The following is a 17,076-nucleotide window of genomic DNA, read 5'->3' on the forward strand; positions in this document are numbered from 1 at the left end:
TGATGCATATTATGCAGCAATAAAATGCATCGGGGACAGCTTATCAAGCCCGTGTAAATCAGTGATGATGCACAAGTGCATTATTCTGCAACACCTGTGTCCAGTACGCTGCATCGCCAGTGTCCATGACACCCTGCCCATCACCTGCCTAGGGAGCATCCAGCATGACCACCTTGAACATCAATGGCGTTGACCAAGAACTCGACATCAGCGACGACATGCCCATTCTGTGGGCGATACGCGATATCGCCCAACTGACCGGCACCAAATTCGGCTGCGGCATGGCGCAATGCGGCGCCTGTACCGTGCATCTGGACGGCATGGCCATCCGCTCCTGCATCACGCCAGCGTCGGTGGCGGTCGGCAAAAAGATCACCACCATCGAGCACATCAGCCAGGACAAGGTCGGTCAGGCCGTACAAGCTGCCTGGAGCGAGATCGACGTGGTGCAATGTGGTTACTGCCAGTCAGGCCAGATCATGTCAGCCACCGCCCTGCTGGCCAGCAACCCCAAGCCCAGTGATGCGGACATCGACGCGGCCATGAGCGGCAACATCTGCCGCTGTGGTACCTATCCGCGTATCCGCGCCGCCATCCACCAAGCTGCCAGCAAACTGGCCTGAGGAACAACGCCATGAACGCTCCATTGAATATCTCCAGACGCCAGTTCATCAAGGCCACCGCCTTCATCGCCGGTGGTCTGGTCATCGCCTTCACCATCCCGCATGCCAAACGCTTTTTATTGCCGGGTAAAGAAGAGGCTGTAGCAGGTGCAGCCAAGCTGCCTGAACCCAACGCCTTCTTGCGCATAGGCACCGACAACAGCATCACCGTGCTGCTGGCCCACAGCGAAATGGGCCAGAGTATCTGGACCACGCTGCCCATGCTGATCGCGGAAGAGCTGGACGCCGACTGGGACAGCATCAAGGTCGAACATGCACCTGCCGCCCCCGCCTACATCCATACCGCTTACGGCCTGCAGATCACCGGCGGTTCGTCCACCACCTGGTCCGAATTCGACCGTTACCGCCAGGCTGGCGCGCTGACACGCACGCTGCTGCTCAGCGCGGCCGCAGAGCAGCTGGGCGTCCCGGTTGCAGCGCTTTCCACCGAGAAGGGCATGGTCATTCATGGCGATCAGCGCATCCCCTACGGCGAACTCGCCGAGGCTGCCAGCCAACTGGAAACCCCTACCGCTGTCACGCTGAAAGACCCCAAGGACTGGAAGATCATCGGCAAGGCCACCAAGCGCCTGGACGGCCCGGAAAAGATCAACGGTACGGCCAAGTTCGGCATGGACGTGCAGTTCGAAGGCCTGATGACCGCCATGGTGGCGCGTTCGCCCGTGTTCGGTGGTCAGGTCAAATCCTATGACGACAGCGCTGCACTCAAAGTCAAGGGCGTGCATAAAGTGGTGCAAGTGCCGACTGGCGTGGCCGTGATTGCAGACCATTACTGGGCTGCCAAGCAAGGCCGCGAAGCGCTCAAGGTGGAATGGGACCTGGGCCAGGCTGCCAGCATGGACAGCAAGACCCTGTTCGATGAATACCGCGCACTGGCCGCCAAGAAAGGCCTCACCGCTGCCCAGGCAGGCGACAATACCGCAGCGTTCGCTGCGGGCGGCAAGCTCATCGAAGCGGAATACCAGCTGCCCTTCCTCGCGCACTCGCCCATGGAACCGCTCAATTGCGCCATCCACATCAAGGATGACAGCTGTGAAGTGTGGACCGGCACGCAGATGCCTGGTAACGACCAGGCCGCCGTCGCCAAGGTCACCGGCCTCAAGGCCGAACAGATCACCATCCACACCCCCTTCCTGGGTGGCGGTTTCGGCCGCCGCGCCAACCCGGCGGCAGATTTTGTCACCGAGGCTGCTCATGTCGCCAAGGCGGCAGGCATGCCGGTGAAGACGGTGTGGAGCCGCGAAGATGACGTCAAAGGCGGCTTCTACCGCCCCATGTATTTGCACAAGGCACGCATCGCGCTAGGCGCAGACGGCATGCCAGCCGCCTGGGAACACCGCTGCGTGGGCCAATCCATCATGAAAGGCACGCCGTTCGAGGCCTTCATGATCAAGAACGGCGTGGATGCCACCTCGGTGGAGGGCATCGCCGATTCGGTCTACCTCAAGAACATACCCAACCACAAAGTGGAGCTGCACACCACCGAGTCCGTGGTGCGCGTATTGTGGTGGCGCTCGGTCGGCCACAGCCACACCGCGTTCGTGATGGAAAGCCTCATCGACGAGGCCGCGCATGCCAGCGGCAAGGACACACTGGAATACCGCCGCAGCCTGCTCAAGGGCCATCCTCGTCATTTGGCTGCGCTCAACCTCGCGGCTGAAAAAGCCAGCTGGGGCAGTACATTGCCAGCGGGCCGCTTCCGTGGCATCGCCGTGCATGAGTCGTTCGGCAGCTATGTCGCGCAAGTGGCGGAGATCTCGATAGAGGAAGGCGCTGTGAAAGTACACCGCGTGGTGTGCGCCATCGACTGTGGCCTGGTGGTCAACCCGGATTCGCTGGTGGCGCAGATGGAATCCTCCATCGCCTTCGGGCTGGGCGCAGCGCTGCAAAGCGAGATCAGCTTCAAGGCTGGCGAGGTGGAGCAATCCAACTTCCACAACTATCAGGTGCTGCGCATGAGCGCGATGCCGGTCGTGGAAGTGCACATCGTGCCCAGTACCGACAAGATGGGCGGCGCCGGTGAGCCGGGCGTGCCGCCTATCGCCCCGGCTGTGACCAATGCCATCTTTGCTGCCACCGGCAAACGCATCCGCAGCCTGCCCATCGGTAATCAACTGGCCGAGGCCTGAGTCCGCGATGCATTCGCTTGATCTGGAGGTGTTGCAACGTGCCAGCCAGTGGCTGGCACAGGGTCAGCGCGTGCATCTGTTCACGCTGATCCGCACCTGGGGCTCGGCGCCACGTCTACCAGGTGCCATCCTGGTGGTGCGTGAAGACGGCCATCTGCTGGGTTCGGTGTCCGGTGGCTGCATCGAGGACGACCTGGCCGACAAAGCCAAGCATGGCCAGCTGCCAGGCACACCCGCCATCATCGAATACGGCGTGAGCCGCGATGAAGCGCAGCGTTTCGGCATCCCGTGTGGGGGCCAGCTGCAGATCTTTGTTGAGCCTTTGCAACAGCCGCAACAACTGGCACCGATGATAGACGCGCTGCTCACGCGCAAGCTGCTGCGCCGCTCCATCCGTCTCAGCAATGGCGACATCCGCCTGGGCGAAGCATTGCCGGGCAGCCAGCCGGTGCTGGAAGGCGACTGGTTCCACAGTGTGTTCGGCCCGCAATGGCGGCTGCTCATCATCGGTGCCAACCAGCTCGGGGCCACCCTGGCCAGCATGGCACAGGCGCTGGATTTCGATGTGCTGATCTGCGACCCGCGAGAGGAGATGCGTGCCGAATGGCATGTAGAAGGCGCCACCTGGCTAGCCGGCATGCCGGACGATGTGGTGCTGGAACTGGCCCCCGATGCGCATACCGCCATCGTTGCCGTCACGCACGACCCCAAACTGGATGACATGGCCTTGCTGGAAGCGCTCAAGTGCGAGGCGTTTTATGTAGGCGCGCTGGGGTCGCGGCGTAATCAGGAAAAACGTCAGGAACGCCTGCGCCTGTTCGAGCTCACCGAAACCGAGATCAGCCGTTTACGCGGCCCGGTCGGCCTGCCCATCGGCAGCCGCACCCCGGCCGAGATCGCCGTGGCCATTCTGGCAGAGCTGATCCAGCTGCGTGCGCAGCAACGTGATGCCGCCAGCGCATCGGCGCAGTGTACGGCGCGCTTTGAACACGCCTGCGGGCAAGCCAGCGAAACACTACTGCAAGGCCGCGCCTGCAATATCTGACGCAGCCTTAGGTGCGCCTGCCAGACTTGGTCAGGGCTGTACCGGCCTGAGCGCCAGCAAGGCCGCAGGGGTATCCACATCCTGCAGGATGCCAGCATCGTTGACCGTGATCACCTGCACCTGGTCTGCATGCAGTTTCAGCAGTGAGCGTGCGCCCACATCGCCATGCAGCGCCATCAACTCAGCTGCATAGCGTACCGAAAAGCCCACCGGGTGCCCGCGTTGTGCCCGGCCTGCCTCAACAGACGCCTCAATAGATGCATAGACTGCATCGTCATGCTGCGGCACCACCACACTCGCCCCGGCCTGCAAGGCATCGCGTACCGCCGCGATACTGGCAGGTTGTATGCACGGCATGTCCGCCAAGGCGATGACGAAGCTGGCGGGTGCCGCCATCGCCATGATCTGCCGCACAGCGCTGGCCAGACTGTCTGCCATGCCCTGTGCCTCTGGTGCACAGCACAGCACCTGCATGCCTGCGCCCCTCAGTAACTCGGCAAGCCGGGTGTTTTCCGGTCGCACGATGGCATAGCTGAGCGGCAAGGCTGCCAGCAAATTACGTGCTGCCGCCACGGCAAGCACCTGTCCGTCCGGCAGCGATTGCCGCAGTTTATCTGCCTCGCCGAAACGCCGCGAGAACCCGGCCGCGAGCAGGATGCCGACTGGAGCTGGCACCGTCACCAGACCGCTTTCAGGCAAAGCGTGCGTAGGGCAGGCCGGCATCGGCACGGCTGTTCAGCGCGATGGAAGACCAATCCTGATCGGCGCGCCCCTCTGCCATGGCAGCCAGAAAACGCTGCTGCACCACGCTCAGGAACGGCATCGGCGTCTCGCTCTTCAAGGCCACACTCTGGATCAGGTTCATGTCCTTGAAGCCCAGCGACAGCTTGAAGCCGGGTTCATAATCCTGCGTGAGGATCAGGCTGCTGTAACGCTGATACATGGGGCAGGCAAAGATGGTGCTGGTCAGCATACCCAGTACCGCTTCCGGCGCGATGCCATTCTTTTCAGCCAGTGTGGCCACCTCGGCCATCACTTCCACACAGGAGGCGATCATGAAATTGCCGCTCAGCTTGACGATGTTGGCGGCACCGGCATCCTCGCCAAAGCTGAAGATGCCCTGACTCATGGCTTCCAGCACTGGCCGCACGCGTTCGATAGCTGCCACATCGCCGGAGGTGCAGATCCACAGCTTTTTGGTGGCCGCCATCTCGGGGCGACCGAACACCGGCGCCGCCAGATAATGTGCGCCCTGTGCAGTATGTGAAGCGGCAAGTTTGCGTGAGGTGTCCGGCGCCACGGTGCTCATGGACAAGTGGATGGCGCCGGACGCCAGGCCAGCCAGCACCCCGTCCTCACCCCCGGTGACACGCTCCAGTACCGCGTCGTTGGACAGCATGGTGATGAGCACATCGCTCGCCTCGGCTGCCGCTCTGGGCGTGCCGGCCTGCGTCGCTCCTTTGGCCAGCAAGGGCGCCACCTTGCCTGCACTGCGGTTGTACACGACAACCGGGAACCCTGCGGTCAGCAGCTTGCTCACCATACCCTCCCCCATCGCGCCCAGTCCGACAAACCCGACCTTTAACATATGCTTTTGCTCCATAGATCATTCACATCACCAGCACGGTGACGCATCAAGAACCCTGTCGATTATGCCGTAAACAGGCACACACCATTTACCTAAGGATAGCCCCATGCAAGCTCAAACCATCACCTTGGTTCAACATTCCTGGCAGCAGGTGGCGGGGATCGCCCCGCAAGCCGCCGCCCTGTTCTACCAAAACCTGTTCGAGGCCGACCCCTCACTCAAAACCCTGTTCAAAGGGGACATGACGGCGCAAGGCAAAAAACTCATGCACATGATAGGCGCCGCTGTAGGCAAACTGAATGAGCTGGACACACTGGTGCCTATCCTGCAACAGCTGGGGGCACGGCATGTGGCTTACGGGGTGGAGGACGTCCACTACCAGACTGTAGGCGGCGCGCTGCTCAAAACCTTGCAACAGGGCTTGGGTCCCGCCTTCACACCGGAAGTCAACGCCGCCTGGGCGGAAGTCTATGGCGTGATGGCGGATGTGATGATCACCTCTGCAGCGGCGGCAAAACAAACCGTTCGCTAAGACGCGGATGGCACAGACGATTTGCCAGCAAAACCAGCGCTGGCGAACAGCACCGCACCGATCACCAGCAGGCCGCCCAGCCATTGCGCGTGGTTGGGCGGATGCCCCTCGAATACCGCGATCAGCATGGACGCCACCGGCACCAGGTTCAGAAAGATGGCCGCCTGGGCCGCACCCAACTTGGCCACGCCCACGTTCCAGAACAGGTAGGCCAGCACACCACCACCCAGCGTCATGACCAGCAGCGCGCTGCCCGCATGCACACTGGGCACGATGAACGGTTTACCCGCCAGCACGGCCACGGCGGTCAGGGCCAAGGCACCCGCACTCATGATGGCTGCCGTGCTGGCGATGCCGCTCACATCGCTGGGCATGTGCTTGCGCAGCAACACGTTGTAGAACGCCCAGGCCAGGCTGGCGCCGAAGATATACACATCCCCGATGGCGGCATGCAGTGCCGCACCGCCCCCCAGCACCACCACACCCACACCGGCAAACCCGACCGGATAGGCCAGCAACTGCCGCGAGCTGGGCCGGTCGGACAACAACACATACGCCACGATACTGGTCAACAAGGGGTTGAGCGCCATGATCAGCGCGCCATTCACGGCTGAGGTGGTTTGCATGCCCAGGAAGAACAGCAGATTGAAGCCGAACACGCCCACCACACCCAGCAGCAGATACTGGCGTGCATAGCGCAGCGGGATGCGCTCACGCCGCCAGCACATGATCATCAGCATCACCGCAGCAGCCAGCAGGTAGCGCGTGGCACCCGCCACAAACGGGTGCATCTCGGCCACCACCGGTACGGCCAGGTTGAAATTGGCACCCCAGAACACGGCGGCGGTGATCACCATCAGATAGGTTGTGAAACGTTGCATGCAGACGACTCGTTATGCCGGGGTGAATAAAGCCAGATTATGGATGAAACCATAGTGGCATGGCACGGCGGATCGCGCTGGCAAGGATGCCCAGACACCCGACTGAGAAATCAGCCTCATGCTGTCCTAGGGCATCTAGCGGCTAGCGCGATGCCACGGTCAGCGTCACCAACCGCATCACCAGCGGACGCACGCCCATCACTCACAGGAAGGCCACCGGCATCGCCATCGAATAGGCATGCGCCACTTGTTTGAAGTAACCTGCACCAAGGCCAGTGTTGATCGCCACGATCACGCTGCTCATCAGCGCGGTCATGATGGCGGACATCATGTGCCTGGTAGTGGCGGGTTACGCTACGCTAACCCACCCTAGGTTAACAGCGCTCGCATCGTGATGACGTTCAAGTGAGGATGAGTGAGGATGGAAGTGCGCTCGTTTATCCTGATGAAGACGCAGACCACCTTACCCCGTCGTTCCCGCGCAGGCGGGAACCCAGACAAGTCTGTGAAACCGCGATATAAGGCTGTCAGCACGCAGCACCCAGCACCCAGGTGACAACGATGGGATGGGATCATCTGATATTGACCTTTCTGATCTGGGCCTACAGACAACACTTCCATCCTGCCAGTTTCCCACGTATGGATGATGGGCTGGAACTGGGCTACTGACATAAAGTCGGGTTCCATGCTAACGGCATAAGCGGTTTTATTGATTGCCAGGCACACCAAGGAGTTATAACATTGTGCAAACATTGTCAGCGAGTACATCCATGCGCACCCCCGTCCGCAAGATCGGCAATTCCAGAGGCATACTGATTCCAGCTGCGCTGTTGGCCGCCTGCGATATCGGCGACACGGTCGACATGCGCGTGGAGCAGCAGCGCATCATCCTAGAACCTGTCGCCCCCGAAAAACGCCAGGGCTGGTTCGATCATTACAACCCGGCCAAAGACAAAGATATGCTGCCTGAACTGCCTGACAGCACAGGCGATCAGGACGAGTGGGCATGGTAAGACGTGGCGAGGTCTACTGGGTGAATCTGGACCCGACCATAGGCACGGAGATCCGCAAAACACGTCCGGCACTGGTGGTTTCCCCCGATGACATGAATGCCGCACTGCCACGCGTGATCATTGCACCACTCACCAGCAAAGGCCAGGCACTAGGCTGCAGACCGGAATTGACTTTCGATGGCAAGCAGGCCCGGTTATTACTGGACCAGATACGTGCCATAGACAAACAGCGCTTGTGCGGAAAGCTGGGGGAAATCGAACTCTCGGTATGGCACCCGGTGCTGCTGGAGATGCTGGCCTGACAATTCAGACAAAAAGTTAGCCATCAAGTAGGGCGCAACAAGCGCAGCGCATTGCGCCGCATGCCCTCCATCACAGATGTCCAGGGCGATCCAATGCAAGGGCAAGCGTTTACACCCTTACGCTATACCGGATCGGGCTCCGCAAAGAACGCGTCCACATCCGCTTGCTGGCGCGTGCGCTTGAATGGCGGCAGGCTTTGCCAGATGCGTTTGCCATACGGTTTATCGACCAACCGCGGGTCGCAGATCATCAGCACGCCTCTGTCCTGTTCATCACGGATCAAGCGCCCGGCGCCCTGCTTGAGCGTGATGACCGCATACGGCAACTGGTATTCCATGAAGGCGTTGCGGCCTTCGGCATTCATCTTGTCGATGCGCGCCGCCAGCACCGGATCGTCCGGCGGGGCGAATGGCAGTTTGTCGATGATGACGGCTGACAGCGCTTCACCGCGCACGTCCACGCCCTCCCAGAAACTTTGCGACCCCACCAGCACCGCGTTGCCCAGCTTGCGGAAGCGTTCCAGCAATTCGGTACGCGAGCTGTCGCCCTGCAAGAGCAAGGGGTATTCCATGCCATTCACCGAGAACGCTTCCTTGAGCATGGCATGCACTTCACGCATGGCGCGCAGCGAGGTGCACAGCACGAAGGCACGGCCACGGCTGGCCTGCAGTACCGGCAAGGCTGCGGCGGCCACGGAAGCGGTATAGGCGCTGCTGTTCGGCTCCGGCATGCCCTTGGGCACATACAGCAAGGCCTGCTGCGCGTAGTCGAACGGGCTGGACCAGTAACCGGTCTCGGCTTGCTCCAGGCCCATCTGCGCCAGGTAATGACTGAAATCGCTTTTCACCGCCAGCGTGGCCGAGGTGAAGATCCAGGAACGTGGCTGTGCATTGAGCTGCTTGCCAAACCCCTCGGCGATGGACAGCGGCGTGGCATGCAGCTGCACCGATTGCGTGAACACTTCCACCCAGCGCACCAGGTTGCTGTTCTCGGCGGCATGCCAGCGTTGCAGTTGCTCGGCCAGCGCCAGCCCGCGCTGATAGCAGTTTTCCAGCGCCGGATCGCGCTCGGCCTGGGTTTCCAGCACGGCATTCAATTCGCCCAGCTTGTTCTGGATGTTGGCATAGGCATCATCAAAGCCCTTGATCGCCAGCGCCTTCTGCACCGGCAAGCGCGTGCCTTCGTAGGCGAAGATCAGCCGGAAATCGCGCACGGCTTTTTCCAGCGCAGCAGTGGCCTCGGGCAGCGCCAGACAATCCTTGGCGGTGGTGATGAACTCGGCATGCGCGTCACGCGCCAAATCCATCACCAGCGTGGTGGAGACATCCTCCCCAAAGAACAGCCCGGCCACTTCCGGCAACTGGTGTGCCTCATCGAAGATGACCGTGTTGGCGGAAGGCAGCAGCTCGGCCACGCCTTCGTCGCGCAACATCACATCGGCAAAGAACAGATGGTGGTTGACCACCACCACATCGGCAGCCAGCGCGCGTTTGCGCGCCTCCATCACGAAACATTCCTTGTAAAAAGCGCACTCCTGCCCCATGCAGTTATCGCGTGTGGAGGTCACCGACGGCCAGATGGTGGCCGACTCCGGCACATCCACCAGCTCGGCCTTGTCACCCGTACTGCTGTGCTCGGCGAAGGCGACGATCTTGTGTATGTATTGCGCATCGTCACGCGACAGAAAACGCCCCTCGTTCTGGGCGCGCTGCAAATGAAAGTGGCACACATAATTGGCGCGCCCCTTCAGCATGGAGACGGTCACCGGCACCTTGAGCGCATCGCGCACCGCCGGCAGGTCGCGGTTGAACAGCTGATCCTGCAGGGTTTTGGTGCCGGTGGAGACGATGACCTTGCCGCCAGACAGCAGCGCAGGGATCAGGTAAGCGAAGGTCTTGCCTGTGCCGGTGCCCGCCTCGGCCACCAACTGCGTGCCCTGCTTGATGGCCGCCTCGATGGCCTGCGCCATCTCCAGCTGCTGGGTGCGCATGCGATAACCGGGGATGGTGTCCGCCAGCGGGCCGTCATCACCGAACACCAGATCGAGATCAGCCATCGCCTAACGCCCCAGCCGGTCCAGCGGACTGATCACACCGCGCCCGCCTTTGTTCAACACATGGGTATAGATCATGGTGGTGCTCACATCTGAATGGCCCAGCAGCTCTTGCACTGTGCGAATGTCGTAGCCACCTTCCAGCAGGTGGGTGGCAAAGGAATGGCGCAAGGTATGCGGGGTGGCGGGCTTATGAATACAGGCCGGATAAACTGCTTTTTTCATTGCGTGTTGCACGGTCTTATCATCAAGGTGTTGGCGCCGGATGACCCCGCTGCGTGGGTCGACCGAACGTGAATCCGAAGGGAACACATATTGCCACGCCCAGGATTTTCCGGCACCTGGATATTTGCGATCTAGCGCCATCGGCATAAATGTCTCACCATAGCCTGCCTGCAAATCCCGCTGATGCAATCGCTCCGCCTTTAACATCTGCTGACGTAGCGGTGAAACGGGCGCTTTTAGCCTGATTCTGTGCACTGGCAAAAACCGTGCGTTCTACCGCCAGATAACTCAAAAAACCTTCCACATGCTCAGCCCCTAACTTTCGGGGGTGTTGCATCTGATGATATCTGATGTATCGTTTAATCCATTCGAGGTATGTCTGCTCGGTGCGCAGACTATAGTGATTTACCCGCAGGCAAGAGATCACCTGATCAAGCAGTTTTGGCGGCTGAGATTGTGATGATGTATCTTCCATGTTGACATGCTTGTTTGTGGGGCATTTAAAAACGATAAAGGCATGATTAAATGAAAAAATCACAACATGAATCCAGTTTATCCACCAGACCCACTAAATTATTAGATCGTTAGTTGGTGTCTAATTTACGTTAGCCCTTTCAATATGGAGCACATTTATCCCGACATGGATTGGAACATCTCACGGAGCCACGACAAAAGTTTGGCTCCAAGGTGTCCCCATGCAAATGTGCATAGATGTCCGCGCTACTACCAGAGCTACTCGCTTCTTGGCGAGTCTGGCATCACCACGGCACTCACACCCGAGACTGATACCGCGCTACTTGCAAAATGGAAGAAAACCGATTTGTGGCCTGCTCTTGCAGAGCACGCCACGTCGATCAGTGGCAGCAATGGAAAGAAAAGTCACTTCTCGAACTTTTGCCCCGAAGTTGCATTCGATACCTTTGGCTTGTTCGCCTCGTCACTTTGTCGCTACGCCGATGAAATTGATCGGGCAAACGCCGAGAGCTGGCTGGTCGGGAACGGTCGCGCTTTCGCCAAGGACTGGCGCTGGGATTGGGCATCGTTAAATCCCATGCACTACTCCGAGTGTCCGTTGTATTCACAGCTCGCGGTCTCGCAGTCCATTGTGCCGGACTCTACGAAAGAAGAAATTGTTTCGATGAAACCCGGCGCTTTCGGGTTCAGCGTTGATCTGAAGAAACTAATTTCCAGGTTTTCTCGGTGGTGGCTTTCTCGTCATGGCTAGGGCTAACCCGGCAGTTGAGAGGGACTGCGCAAAAGCGCGCAGCCACTCACTTTTACGTTAGCCGTCAGATGAAGTTTTTTTCACGCGTCACCCAAGAGCTGAGCGCATGATCGAATCAACGTATTGGCGTCAGGAACTGCGCGCTGAGTTGGCGTGGCTAAAGAAGCATCGTAAATACCGTAGATGGTCGGAGAAGCAGCTTGTGCTGTATGAGCGCCGCCTGATGCTGGTGGCGTTCCAGGTGCGCTCCCTGCTAGAGCAGCCGAAAGTGAACGATCGTGCTCAGAATACGCGAATGCCGGTAGTTCGATTCAAGAAAATTGGACTTAAGCCTTTCACATATATGGGCTCAGGGTTCCCGGAAGACCGATTTGACCTTGCCAATCCGGAGTCGTCAGAACTTGGCGTCCTCGATGTCTGCAATCAGCTCATCCACTATTATTGGATGCAAACGTGGCCTGAAGGAACGGCATTCAAAGCTATGCTGGTATTCTCAGATTACATGCGCCACAAGTGGGCCTATGAGTTCCTGATTGAAGACCTCTTGAGTCTATTCAGCGTCTTCGCCAATGACTCATCGGCAGTCACCGAAATGCAGCTCCATTGGAACGAGAAAAAGCAAGATTACGTGGCTTGCTATGCTCGTTGAGATGACGGCTAACAATTCATTCAAGTCGACCACCACTTCGTGGTGGCGACTTAATTCAGGCGTTGGACGTCAAAGAAGGTGAGTCGGCTTTTCCCAATTTCTTCGGAGGGCTTATGAAAAGAGTGGCTATAGCAGTGGTGGCCTTTTGCTTCATTGGACAATGCTGGGCAGACTGCCTACAAACGGCGGGGGATTTTGCCGTTCGCATATGCGGCGAAATTCAGAGAGAGGGACGCAGCTCCATAGTTGAAGGCAACGGAGAGCTAAAAGCTTCGGTCTCGGGGATAGTTCGCAAAGCACTTGGAGAAGCGGGAGGCTCGTTCTCCGGAAAAGCGGTTAGTGATGCATATGAGAATGTGCTGAGAAAAGATTTAGGAAGAGAGTTGTTTGATGTCAGGCAGTGCCGGCAAAAAATGGCACTAGTCGGCACCGAGCAGGCATGCAAATCCTATCCAAGCAAGCCGACATCTGATAACAAACAAGGCTTGCTAGGTGGAACAAGCATCAAACTATTCACGGAGAGAAAATCTCTTGAAGGGCAGTTGTCTAGGCTAGGGAAAGCATGCAACTGGAGCATTAACGAACAGGGTTCTGCCGTTTGCTCAACATCCGTCATGTGGATGGACATTCCCGCATCCATGTCTGCAAACTTCCAAGGTGATCTACTCAGCACCCTCGTCATCTCGTCCTACTTTTCTTCGGGTACACAACGCAACGGAAATAAATATGGCCCGAGAGAGTCATCGAGCGGAGATAAAGCCTCCGTAGATAGATACTGCTCTGACCCTGTCAGGCAGCAGCTCGTATCGTCATACGTAAAAAAATACGGAGCGCCTATCAGCCCTCCAGAAAAGATCAACCAACGTCTTGCAGCTAGCTTGTTCAAAGATTGGTGCGAGGGTCGCACATATCGGAGCTGCACAGCTGACGGGGTGTCTGGTCACGAGGCTTATGTATTTCGGGCTGGTGACGATACCTTGGCTCAAGTCCGATTCGAAAGCCAAACTGGTTCCCGCAGCCTAGAAACGTATAGCGATTCCATCGGCGAAGCGCAATGGCAGAGCTGCCGTTTCACTGTTGTATTCCTTTCGGCATGAATGACGTCCAACAAGTGCATCCAGCCGACGTATTTTCCTCCGCTTCGCTGCGGCAAATCCGCGGCTGATGCTTGGCGTTAGCAGGAGGAAAACTATGAGTTTTGAGAACAGACACACCGATGACCTAGTGCGGCTAGCCGTTGCTGGAGGAGGGTTTACGCTTTCCGCAGCAAATAGGCACACAAATGACTTGGTGCGTATTGCAGTCGCTGGCAGCGGCAAAGCAGCGCGCATCACTTTCACGGACATGGCCAACCGACACATAGAAGACCTCGTCCGCATCGCAGTCGCCGACCAAGGATGCGTTGTTCTTGAAGGTTAGTCTCCTGTTAACAAGCGGTTCAAGCCGACCGCCGCGAAAAGCCGCGGCGTCGGCTTAACCTAGGCGTTAGCCCTTTTCACTTATCAACAGGAGGTTTCAATGGCATTAATTACAGAAAGCAGACTTCGCACCGCTTTCCCAAAGTGCAAAAGCCCCGACGCATGGGTTAGTGCGCTTTTACCAGCGCTCGACAAGTACAACATTTCTAGCAAGGCTCGCGTTGCCTCATTTTTGGGCCAGATCGCACATGAATCTGGTCAGTTTAATACTTTGGAGGAAAACCTCTTTTATTCCGCATCGCGATTAATGAAGGTGTGGCCAAAGCGATTCCCAACACAGGGATTTGCTCAACAGTACGAGAAAAATCCGACGAAGCTGGGAAATTATGTGTACGCCAACAGGATAGGCAATGGTGCAGAATCGTCGGGAGACGGTTACCGATTCAGGGGCCGTGGGCTTATACAACTCACCGGCCGTTCCAATTACGCATCCGCTTCCTCAGTTCTCGGCGTGGACCTTCTGAACAATCCTGATCTACTGCTGGACCCGAACGTTGCGGCAATGTCAGCGGCTTGGTTCTGGGCGTCGCGTGGCCTAAACGAACTGGCGGACGACAAAACGGACGACGACGATTTGGAAGATTTCACCACCATTACGAAGCGAATCAATGGGGGCACCGCAGGTCTTCAGGAGCGGTTCCAACTTTTTAAGGCTGCAGAGGCTGCTCTTGCATAGCGGTCTAACTACAGTTCCAGCCGACGGCCCCGCCTTCGGCGGGTCCGCGGCTGAACCTGAGCGTTAGAAGGAAATCTTCTCAATGCAATATCACACAAATACACATGGGCCCAGCGAGCCCGGGTTTAAAGCTGGGTTCATAAAAGCCATTTCAGAGGCAACAGCAAACGGAACGAATCAAGTTCTTTTACTCACGGACGGCCTTCAAAATCTTCAAGGAGTTATCAGCTCTGTTCTTGGTAAGGCTGCTGTAAAGACCTTCGAGAAAACAAGGGAAGCAACGACTGGTTCAGTAACCATTTATCTTGAAACTGAGCGCATAAAATCGATCTTTTCAAAAGGCGTTATCTTTGCACCATTTGTTTCATCAAATTTACTCGCAGTTGCCACCGCCGATTACCGAGCCACAGATATTGTTTATCTCCCTTGGGCGGAGAGCGAGTTACAAAGTTATGTTCAAAACAACCCTGCTTCAGTTCAGCTGTAAACCTTTCATTCGTTATAGCGAATCAGAACACATGCCCATCACGCCATTTCACTTCGGTCCAGGAGCATTGCTGCACGCTGTCGCGCCGAAGCATGTGAGCTTCATATCATTCTGTATGGCAAATGTGCTCATTGATTGCGAGTCGCTTTACAACCTCGTAAACCAGCAGCAACCCGTACATGCGTTCTTTCACACATACATCGGGGCCACGCTTGTGATCGCAGCCGTTGTTCTGCTATTTCTTGGTCTGCGTGGGTTCGCCTCACGGCTCTGGCTTCCCGATCTGCTTCGTTGGCGTGAACTCAGTTCAAAGCAGGTCGTCATGGGTGCAGCATTGGGCGCGTACTCGCACATCGTTCTAGACAGCGTTATGCACCACGACATTCAGCCGCTATCACCCTTCGCTTTAAGCAATGCACTGTTGGGCGCCGTCCCTCTGAGCACTCTGCACCTTGCTTGCTTGGCAGCCGGGGTGCTTGGCGTAGGGCTGGCCACCGTCAGGTGGTTTGTTGCAGGGGACGAAAACGCGCCCTAATCCTTCCATCGAGCGGATGCCTGTAAGCGCCGCTTACCTTCAACGTTGGGCTTCAAGGGAGAGATTCAGTGCTTAATAAATTGCGGCAGACTATTTATGGCAAAGGTGCGGAGGCCTACCAAACAGCGACGGCTCGTCGGCTGTATGCCCTCTCTTTATTGAAGCTGGCAGATAAATTCTTCTGGGCTCCACTTGCAGTTTTAGTAGCCACCGCATTCACAGTTCAGCTAGATGCACTCGCAGCACAACTCTTCATTGCCGTAGTGCTATGTGTCACTGCTCTGTTTCTGCGTGACCAAGGCCTGAAGATTATTGACGCAATTCCGAAGAAGGCAAAAAAGGCACAAAGCACAGCGCGACTTAAGTCTGCATCTGCACGCAAAAAAAGCAATGCCGAAAAGGTAGATCCGCAGCGGGCCCAACCAACGCCTCAAGCCGACGGCCCCGCCTCTGGCGGACCAACGGCTTAAGCTTGGCGTTAGTCATCATGAGCACGTTAGCTGCTAAAACCGCCGTGCTCCTGCTTGCAATTGTCAGCACGCAGGTTGCCGCTGAAGAGACCATAACGCTCTCTGGCCGCTTTGAGTATCGCACCGACCCCATCAGCCTCGACATCATCGGGAGGCAAGTCTGCTTCTTTCCTACCGAACATTCTGCCCATTTGGTGCCCCGCCCGAGGGGAGATAATCGGCTCCCTTGGTTCTGTTTCTCAAACTCTGCGGCTGCCGCAAAGATGCTCGGCTTTCGTCTTACAGTGTCAACCGACGCTTGTGGTGTTTCTGGTAGTGCCACATTGACCGTAAGCCATTATGTTGCATACCCTGAAGAGGGAGACGGCAATGACGTCGCCACATTAAACTTCGTCCAAAAGAAAACAAAACCTGAACCAATACCGTGCGAAATTGATGCCCTGCTGAACCGTAAGCTGCACGATAGAGGGTCTTGATGTTGTCTGTTTCGAAGAGCGAGGCTTTCTACAAGCTAATTGAATGGGTAATTGAAAGCACCTGTCGGTTCGTGCTGAAGATCGTATTCGGATTTTTTGGGCTAAGCCCCAATGGTAATGGGGTTGGATGCACTGGCTGGTTTTATTGTTTTTGTGGGCTTGTTGTTGTTTCTGGTTGCATTAACAACTGGCCGCTTCATGGAAAAGCATAAGCAATGAGCACATGTAGCTACTGGCCCAGCGCTCAAATCGTGCCTATGCAGCACCTGGAACACGGGCATAGCGGGCATTTGCTCGTAAAGGCAAATCGGGGCAATCACGATATTGAATCAATCCATTTGGATATGAAACCTAGCCACCTCCACGCTCACCCCCACTTTCAGCATCACCGCCCCAATGTTCAATTCAAGAATCCGCCTGCACCATGCCTGACTCTTTTGCGCCAAGGTTATGTGCCAAGTGTGGAGCCCCCATGGTATTACGCACCTCGAAGAAGGGCTCCAACGCAGGAAAACAATTCTGGGGCTGCTCGGGCTTTCCCAAATGCCGCCAGGTTCAGCTTGTTTACTAGGCCGGTTTGAAGAACAAGCCACGCCAGATTCGATAAAGAATTGAGCCTGGGCAGGAT

General features: G+C 57.3%; 22 protein-coding genes. 15 read left to right on the forward strand and 7 right to left on the reverse strand.

Annotation, left to right across the window (positions count from 1 at the left end):
• Positions 1-164: 164 nt before the first annotated feature.
• From ED236_RS07465 to ED236_RS07475, 3 genes are read left to right on the forward strand one after another with little or no spacing between them, the layout of a single operon-like run.
• Positions 165-623, forward strand: a complete 459-nt coding sequence (locus ED236_RS07465) for a (2Fe-2S)-binding protein (protein ID WP_123237329.1) — start codon at positions 165-167, stop codon at positions 621-623.
• An 11-nt stretch (positions 624-634) separates the two neighbouring features.
• Positions 635-2,812, forward strand: coding sequence for a xanthine dehydrogenase family protein molybdopterin-binding subunit (locus tag ED236_RS07470; RefSeq protein WP_123237330.1), 2,178 nt, complete (start codon positions 635-637; stop codon positions 2,810-2,812).
• Between the two features lie 7 nt (positions 2,813-2,819).
• On the forward strand, positions 2,820-3,857 hold the full coding sequence (locus tag ED236_RS07475; RefSeq protein ID WP_123237331.1) for an XdhC family protein: 1,038 nt from the start codon (positions 2,820-2,822) through the stop codon (positions 3,855-3,857).
• A 30-nt stretch (positions 3,858-3,887) separates the two neighbouring features.
• On the opposite strand, the gene ED236_RS07480 is transcribed toward ED236_RS07475, so the two are convergent.
• A complete protein-coding gene (locus ED236_RS07480; RefSeq protein ID WP_123237332.1) occupies positions 3,888-4,580 on the reverse strand; it encodes a nucleotidyltransferase family protein in 693 nt (230 codons plus the stop codon).
• Entirely contained in the window at positions 4,549-5,445 is an 897-nt protein-coding gene (locus tag ED236_RS07485; protein ID WP_193726078.1) for an NAD(P)-dependent oxidoreductase, read from the reverse strand. The genes ED236_RS07480 and ED236_RS07485 overlap by 32 nt, the downstream gene beginning before the upstream one ends.
• A 106-nt stretch (positions 5,446-5,551) precedes the next feature.
• On the opposite strand from ED236_RS07485, the gene ED236_RS07490 reads away from it, so the two are divergent.
• Positions 5,552-5,977 carry a globin family protein gene (locus ED236_RS07490; RefSeq protein ID WP_123237334.1) on the forward strand — a complete coding sequence of 142 codons (426 nt, stop codon included), beginning with the start codon at positions 5,552-5,554 and terminating at the stop codon, positions 5,975-5,977.
• Here ED236_RS07490 and ED236_RS07495 read toward each other — a convergent pair.
• Together ED236_RS07495 and ED236_RS07500 are read right to left on the reverse strand one after the other, a co-directional pair.
• Positions 5,974-6,858 carry a DMT family transporter gene (locus ED236_RS07495; protein WP_123237335.1) on the reverse strand — a complete coding sequence of 295 codons (885 nt, stop codon included), beginning with the start codon at positions 6,856-6,858 and terminating at the stop codon, positions 5,974-5,976. The genes ED236_RS07490 and ED236_RS07495 overlap by 4 nt on opposite strands.
• A gap of 202 nt (positions 6,859-7,060) precedes the next feature.
• A complete protein-coding gene (locus ED236_RS07500) occupies positions 7,061-7,189 on the reverse strand; it encodes a DUF2798 domain-containing protein (protein ID WP_123237336.1) in 129 nt (42 codons plus the stop codon).
• Between the two features lie 439 nt (positions 7,190-7,628).
• On the opposite strand from ED236_RS07500, the gene ED236_RS07510 reads away from it, so the two are divergent.
• Both ED236_RS07510 and ED236_RS07515 read left to right on the forward strand, forming a co-directional pair.
• On the forward strand, positions 7,629-7,871 hold the full coding sequence (locus tag ED236_RS07510) for an AbrB/MazE/SpoVT family DNA-binding domain-containing protein (protein WP_123237338.1): 243 nt from the start codon (positions 7,629-7,631) through the stop codon (positions 7,869-7,871).
• On the forward strand, positions 7,865-8,173 hold the full coding sequence (locus ED236_RS07515; RefSeq protein ID WP_123237339.1) for a type II toxin-antitoxin system PemK/MazF family toxin: 309 nt from the start codon (positions 7,865-7,867) through the stop codon (positions 8,171-8,173). Before ED236_RS07510 ends, ED236_RS07515 begins: the two co-directional genes overlap by 7 nt.
• Positions 8,174-8,295: 122 nt before the next feature.
• Here ED236_RS07515 and ED236_RS07520 read toward each other — a convergent pair whose 3' ends face one another.
• Genes ED236_RS07520 through ED236_RS12830 form a run of 3 tightly spaced genes read right to left on the reverse strand, consistent with a single transcriptional unit; the run spans position 8,296 to position 10,927 of the window.
• Entirely contained in the window at positions 8,296-10,230 is a 1,935-nt protein-coding gene (locus ED236_RS07520; RefSeq protein WP_123237340.1) for a DNA repair helicase YoaA, read from the reverse strand.
• A 3-nt stretch (positions 10,231-10,233) separates the two neighbouring features.
• Positions 10,234-10,659, reverse strand: coding sequence for a tyrosine-type recombinase/integrase (locus ED236_RS12825; RefSeq protein ID WP_123237341.1), 426 nt, complete (start codon positions 10,657-10,659; stop codon positions 10,234-10,236).
• Positions 10,607-10,927, reverse strand: a complete 321-nt coding sequence (locus tag ED236_RS12830) for a phage integrase N-terminal SAM-like domain-containing protein (protein ID WP_123237342.1) — start codon at positions 10,925-10,927, stop codon at positions 10,607-10,609. Before ED236_RS12830 ends, ED236_RS12825 begins: the two co-directional genes overlap by 53 nt.
• A 144-nt stretch (positions 10,928-11,071) precedes the next feature.
• Here ED236_RS12830 and ED236_RS07535 point away from each other — a divergent pair, with 144 nt between their 5' ends.
• The 9 genes from ED236_RS07535 to ED236_RS12795 all read left to right on the forward strand — a co-directional run bounded on the left by ED236_RS07535 (position 11,072) and on the right by ED236_RS12795 (position 17,019).
• A complete protein-coding gene (locus tag ED236_RS07535; RefSeq protein ID WP_148042267.1) occupies positions 11,072-11,677 on the forward strand; it encodes a hypothetical protein in 606 nt (201 codons plus the stop codon).
• Positions 11,678-11,783: 106 nt separating this feature from the next.
• Complete coding sequence (locus tag ED236_RS12560; protein WP_205125655.1) at positions 11,784-12,326, forward strand: hypothetical protein; 543 nt, start codon at positions 11,784-11,786, stop codon at positions 12,324-12,326.
• Between the two features lie 113 nt (positions 12,327-12,439).
• Positions 12,440-13,423, forward strand: coding sequence for a hypothetical protein (locus ED236_RS07545; RefSeq protein ID WP_162299591.1), 984 nt, complete (start codon positions 12,440-12,442; stop codon positions 13,421-13,423).
• Positions 13,424-13,844: 421 nt separating this feature from the next.
• A complete protein-coding gene (locus ED236_RS07555; protein ID WP_123237346.1) occupies positions 13,845-14,480 on the forward strand; it encodes a glycoside hydrolase family 19 protein in 636 nt (211 codons plus the stop codon).
• Between the two features lie 82 nt (positions 14,481-14,562).
• A complete protein-coding gene (locus tag ED236_RS07560) occupies positions 14,563-14,967 on the forward strand; it encodes a hypothetical protein (protein WP_123237347.1) in 405 nt (134 codons plus the stop codon).
• Positions 14,933-15,502: a hypothetical protein gene (locus tag ED236_RS07565; protein WP_148042268.1), complete on the forward strand. Its 570-nt coding sequence runs from the start codon at positions 14,933-14,935 to the stop codon at positions 15,500-15,502. Before ED236_RS07560 ends, ED236_RS07565 begins: the two co-directional genes overlap by 35 nt.
• 68 nt (positions 15,503-15,570) lie before the next feature.
• Positions 15,571-15,972: a hypothetical protein gene (locus ED236_RS07570; protein ID WP_148042269.1), complete on the forward strand. Its 402-nt coding sequence runs from the start codon at positions 15,571-15,573 to the stop codon at positions 15,970-15,972.
• 17 nt (positions 15,973-15,989) lie between these two features.
• Complete coding sequence (locus tag ED236_RS07575; protein ID WP_148042270.1) at positions 15,990-16,448, forward strand: hypothetical protein; 459 nt, start codon at positions 15,990-15,992, stop codon at positions 16,446-16,448.
• A gap of 424 nt (positions 16,449-16,872) precedes the next feature.
• Complete coding sequence (locus ED236_RS12795) at positions 16,873-17,019, forward strand: topoisomerase DNA-binding C4 zinc finger domain-containing protein (RefSeq protein WP_123237351.1); 147 nt, start codon at positions 16,873-16,875, stop codon at positions 17,017-17,019.
• Positions 17,020-17,076 lie beyond the last annotated feature (57 nt).

It is taken from the genome of Pseudomethylobacillus aquaticus, from assembly GCF_003730115.1.
In the GTDB taxonomy this organism is placed as follows: domain Bacteria; phylum Pseudomonadota; class Gammaproteobacteria; order Burkholderiales; family Methylophilaceae; genus Pseudomethylobacillus; species Pseudomethylobacillus aquaticus.

Coding starts and splice junctions, on each gene's coding strand:
- ED236_RS12825 (WP_123237341.1), bottom strand. CDS start 10,659: ATGTTAAAGGCGGAGCGATTGCATCAGCGGGATTTGCAGGCAGGCTAT.
- ED236_RS07470 (WP_123237330.1), top strand. CDS start 635: ATGAACGCTCCATTGAATATCTCCAGACGCCAGTTCATCAAGGCCACC.
- ED236_RS07575 (WP_148042270.1), top strand. CDS start 15,990: ATGAGCACGTTAGCTGCTAAAACCGCCGTGCTCCTGCTTGCAATTGTC.
- ED236_RS07565 (WP_148042268.1), top strand. CDS start 14,933: ATGTTCAAAACAACCCTGCTTCAGTTCAGCTGTAAACCTTTCATTCGT.
- ED236_RS12795 (WP_123237351.1), top strand. CDS start 16,873: ATGCCTGACTCTTTTGCGCCAAGGTTATGTGCCAAGTGTGGAGCCCCC.
- ED236_RS07495 (WP_123237335.1), bottom strand. CDS start 6,858: ATGCAACGTTTCACAACCTATCTGATGGTGATCACCGCCGCCGTGTTC.
- ED236_RS07485 (WP_193726078.1), bottom strand. CDS start 5,445: ATGTTAAAGGTCGGGTTTGTCGGACTGGGCGCGATGGGGGAGGGTATG.
- ED236_RS07475 (WP_123237331.1), top strand. CDS start 2,820: ATGCATTCGCTTGATCTGGAGGTGTTGCAACGTGCCAGCCAGTGGCTG.
- ED236_RS07480 (WP_123237332.1), bottom strand. CDS start 4,580: ATGCCGGCCTGCCCTACGCACGCTTTGCCTGAAAGCGGTCTGGTGACG.
- ED236_RS07490 (WP_123237334.1), top strand. CDS start 5,552: ATGCAAGCTCAAACCATCACCTTGGTTCAACATTCCTGGCAGCAGGTG.
- ED236_RS07560 (WP_123237347.1), top strand. CDS start 14,563: ATGCAATATCACACAAATACACATGGGCCCAGCGAGCCCGGGTTTAAA.
- ED236_RS07510 (WP_123237338.1), top strand. CDS start 7,629: ATGCGCACCCCCGTCCGCAAGATCGGCAATTCCAGAGGCATACTGATT.
- ED236_RS07555 (WP_123237346.1), top strand. CDS start 13,845: ATGGCATTAATTACAGAAAGCAGACTTCGCACCGCTTTCCCAAAGTGC.
- ED236_RS07465 (WP_123237329.1), top strand. CDS start 165: ATGACCACCTTGAACATCAATGGCGTTGACCAAGAACTCGACATCAGC.
- ED236_RS07515 (WP_123237339.1), top strand. CDS start 7,865: ATGGTAAGACGTGGCGAGGTCTACTGGGTGAATCTGGACCCGACCATA.
- ED236_RS07545 (WP_162299591.1), top strand. CDS start 12,440: ATGAAAAGAGTGGCTATAGCAGTGGTGGCCTTTTGCTTCATTGGACAA.
- ED236_RS12830 (WP_123237342.1), bottom strand. CDS start 10,927: ATGGAAGATACATCATCACAATCTCAGCCGCCAAAACTGCTTGATCAG.
- ED236_RS07520 (WP_123237340.1), bottom strand. CDS start 10,230: ATGGCTGATCTCGATCTGGTGTTCGGTGATGACGGCCCGCTGGCGGAC.
- ED236_RS07500 (WP_123237336.1), bottom strand. CDS start 7,189: ATGATGTCCGCCATCATGACCGCGCTGATGAGCAGCGTGATCGTGGCG.
- ED236_RS12560 (WP_205125655.1), top strand. CDS start 11,784: ATGATCGAATCAACGTATTGGCGTCAGGAACTGCGCGCTGAGTTGGCG.
- ED236_RS07535 (WP_148042267.1), top strand. CDS start 11,072: ATGGAGCACATTTATCCCGACATGGATTGGAACATCTCACGGAGCCAC.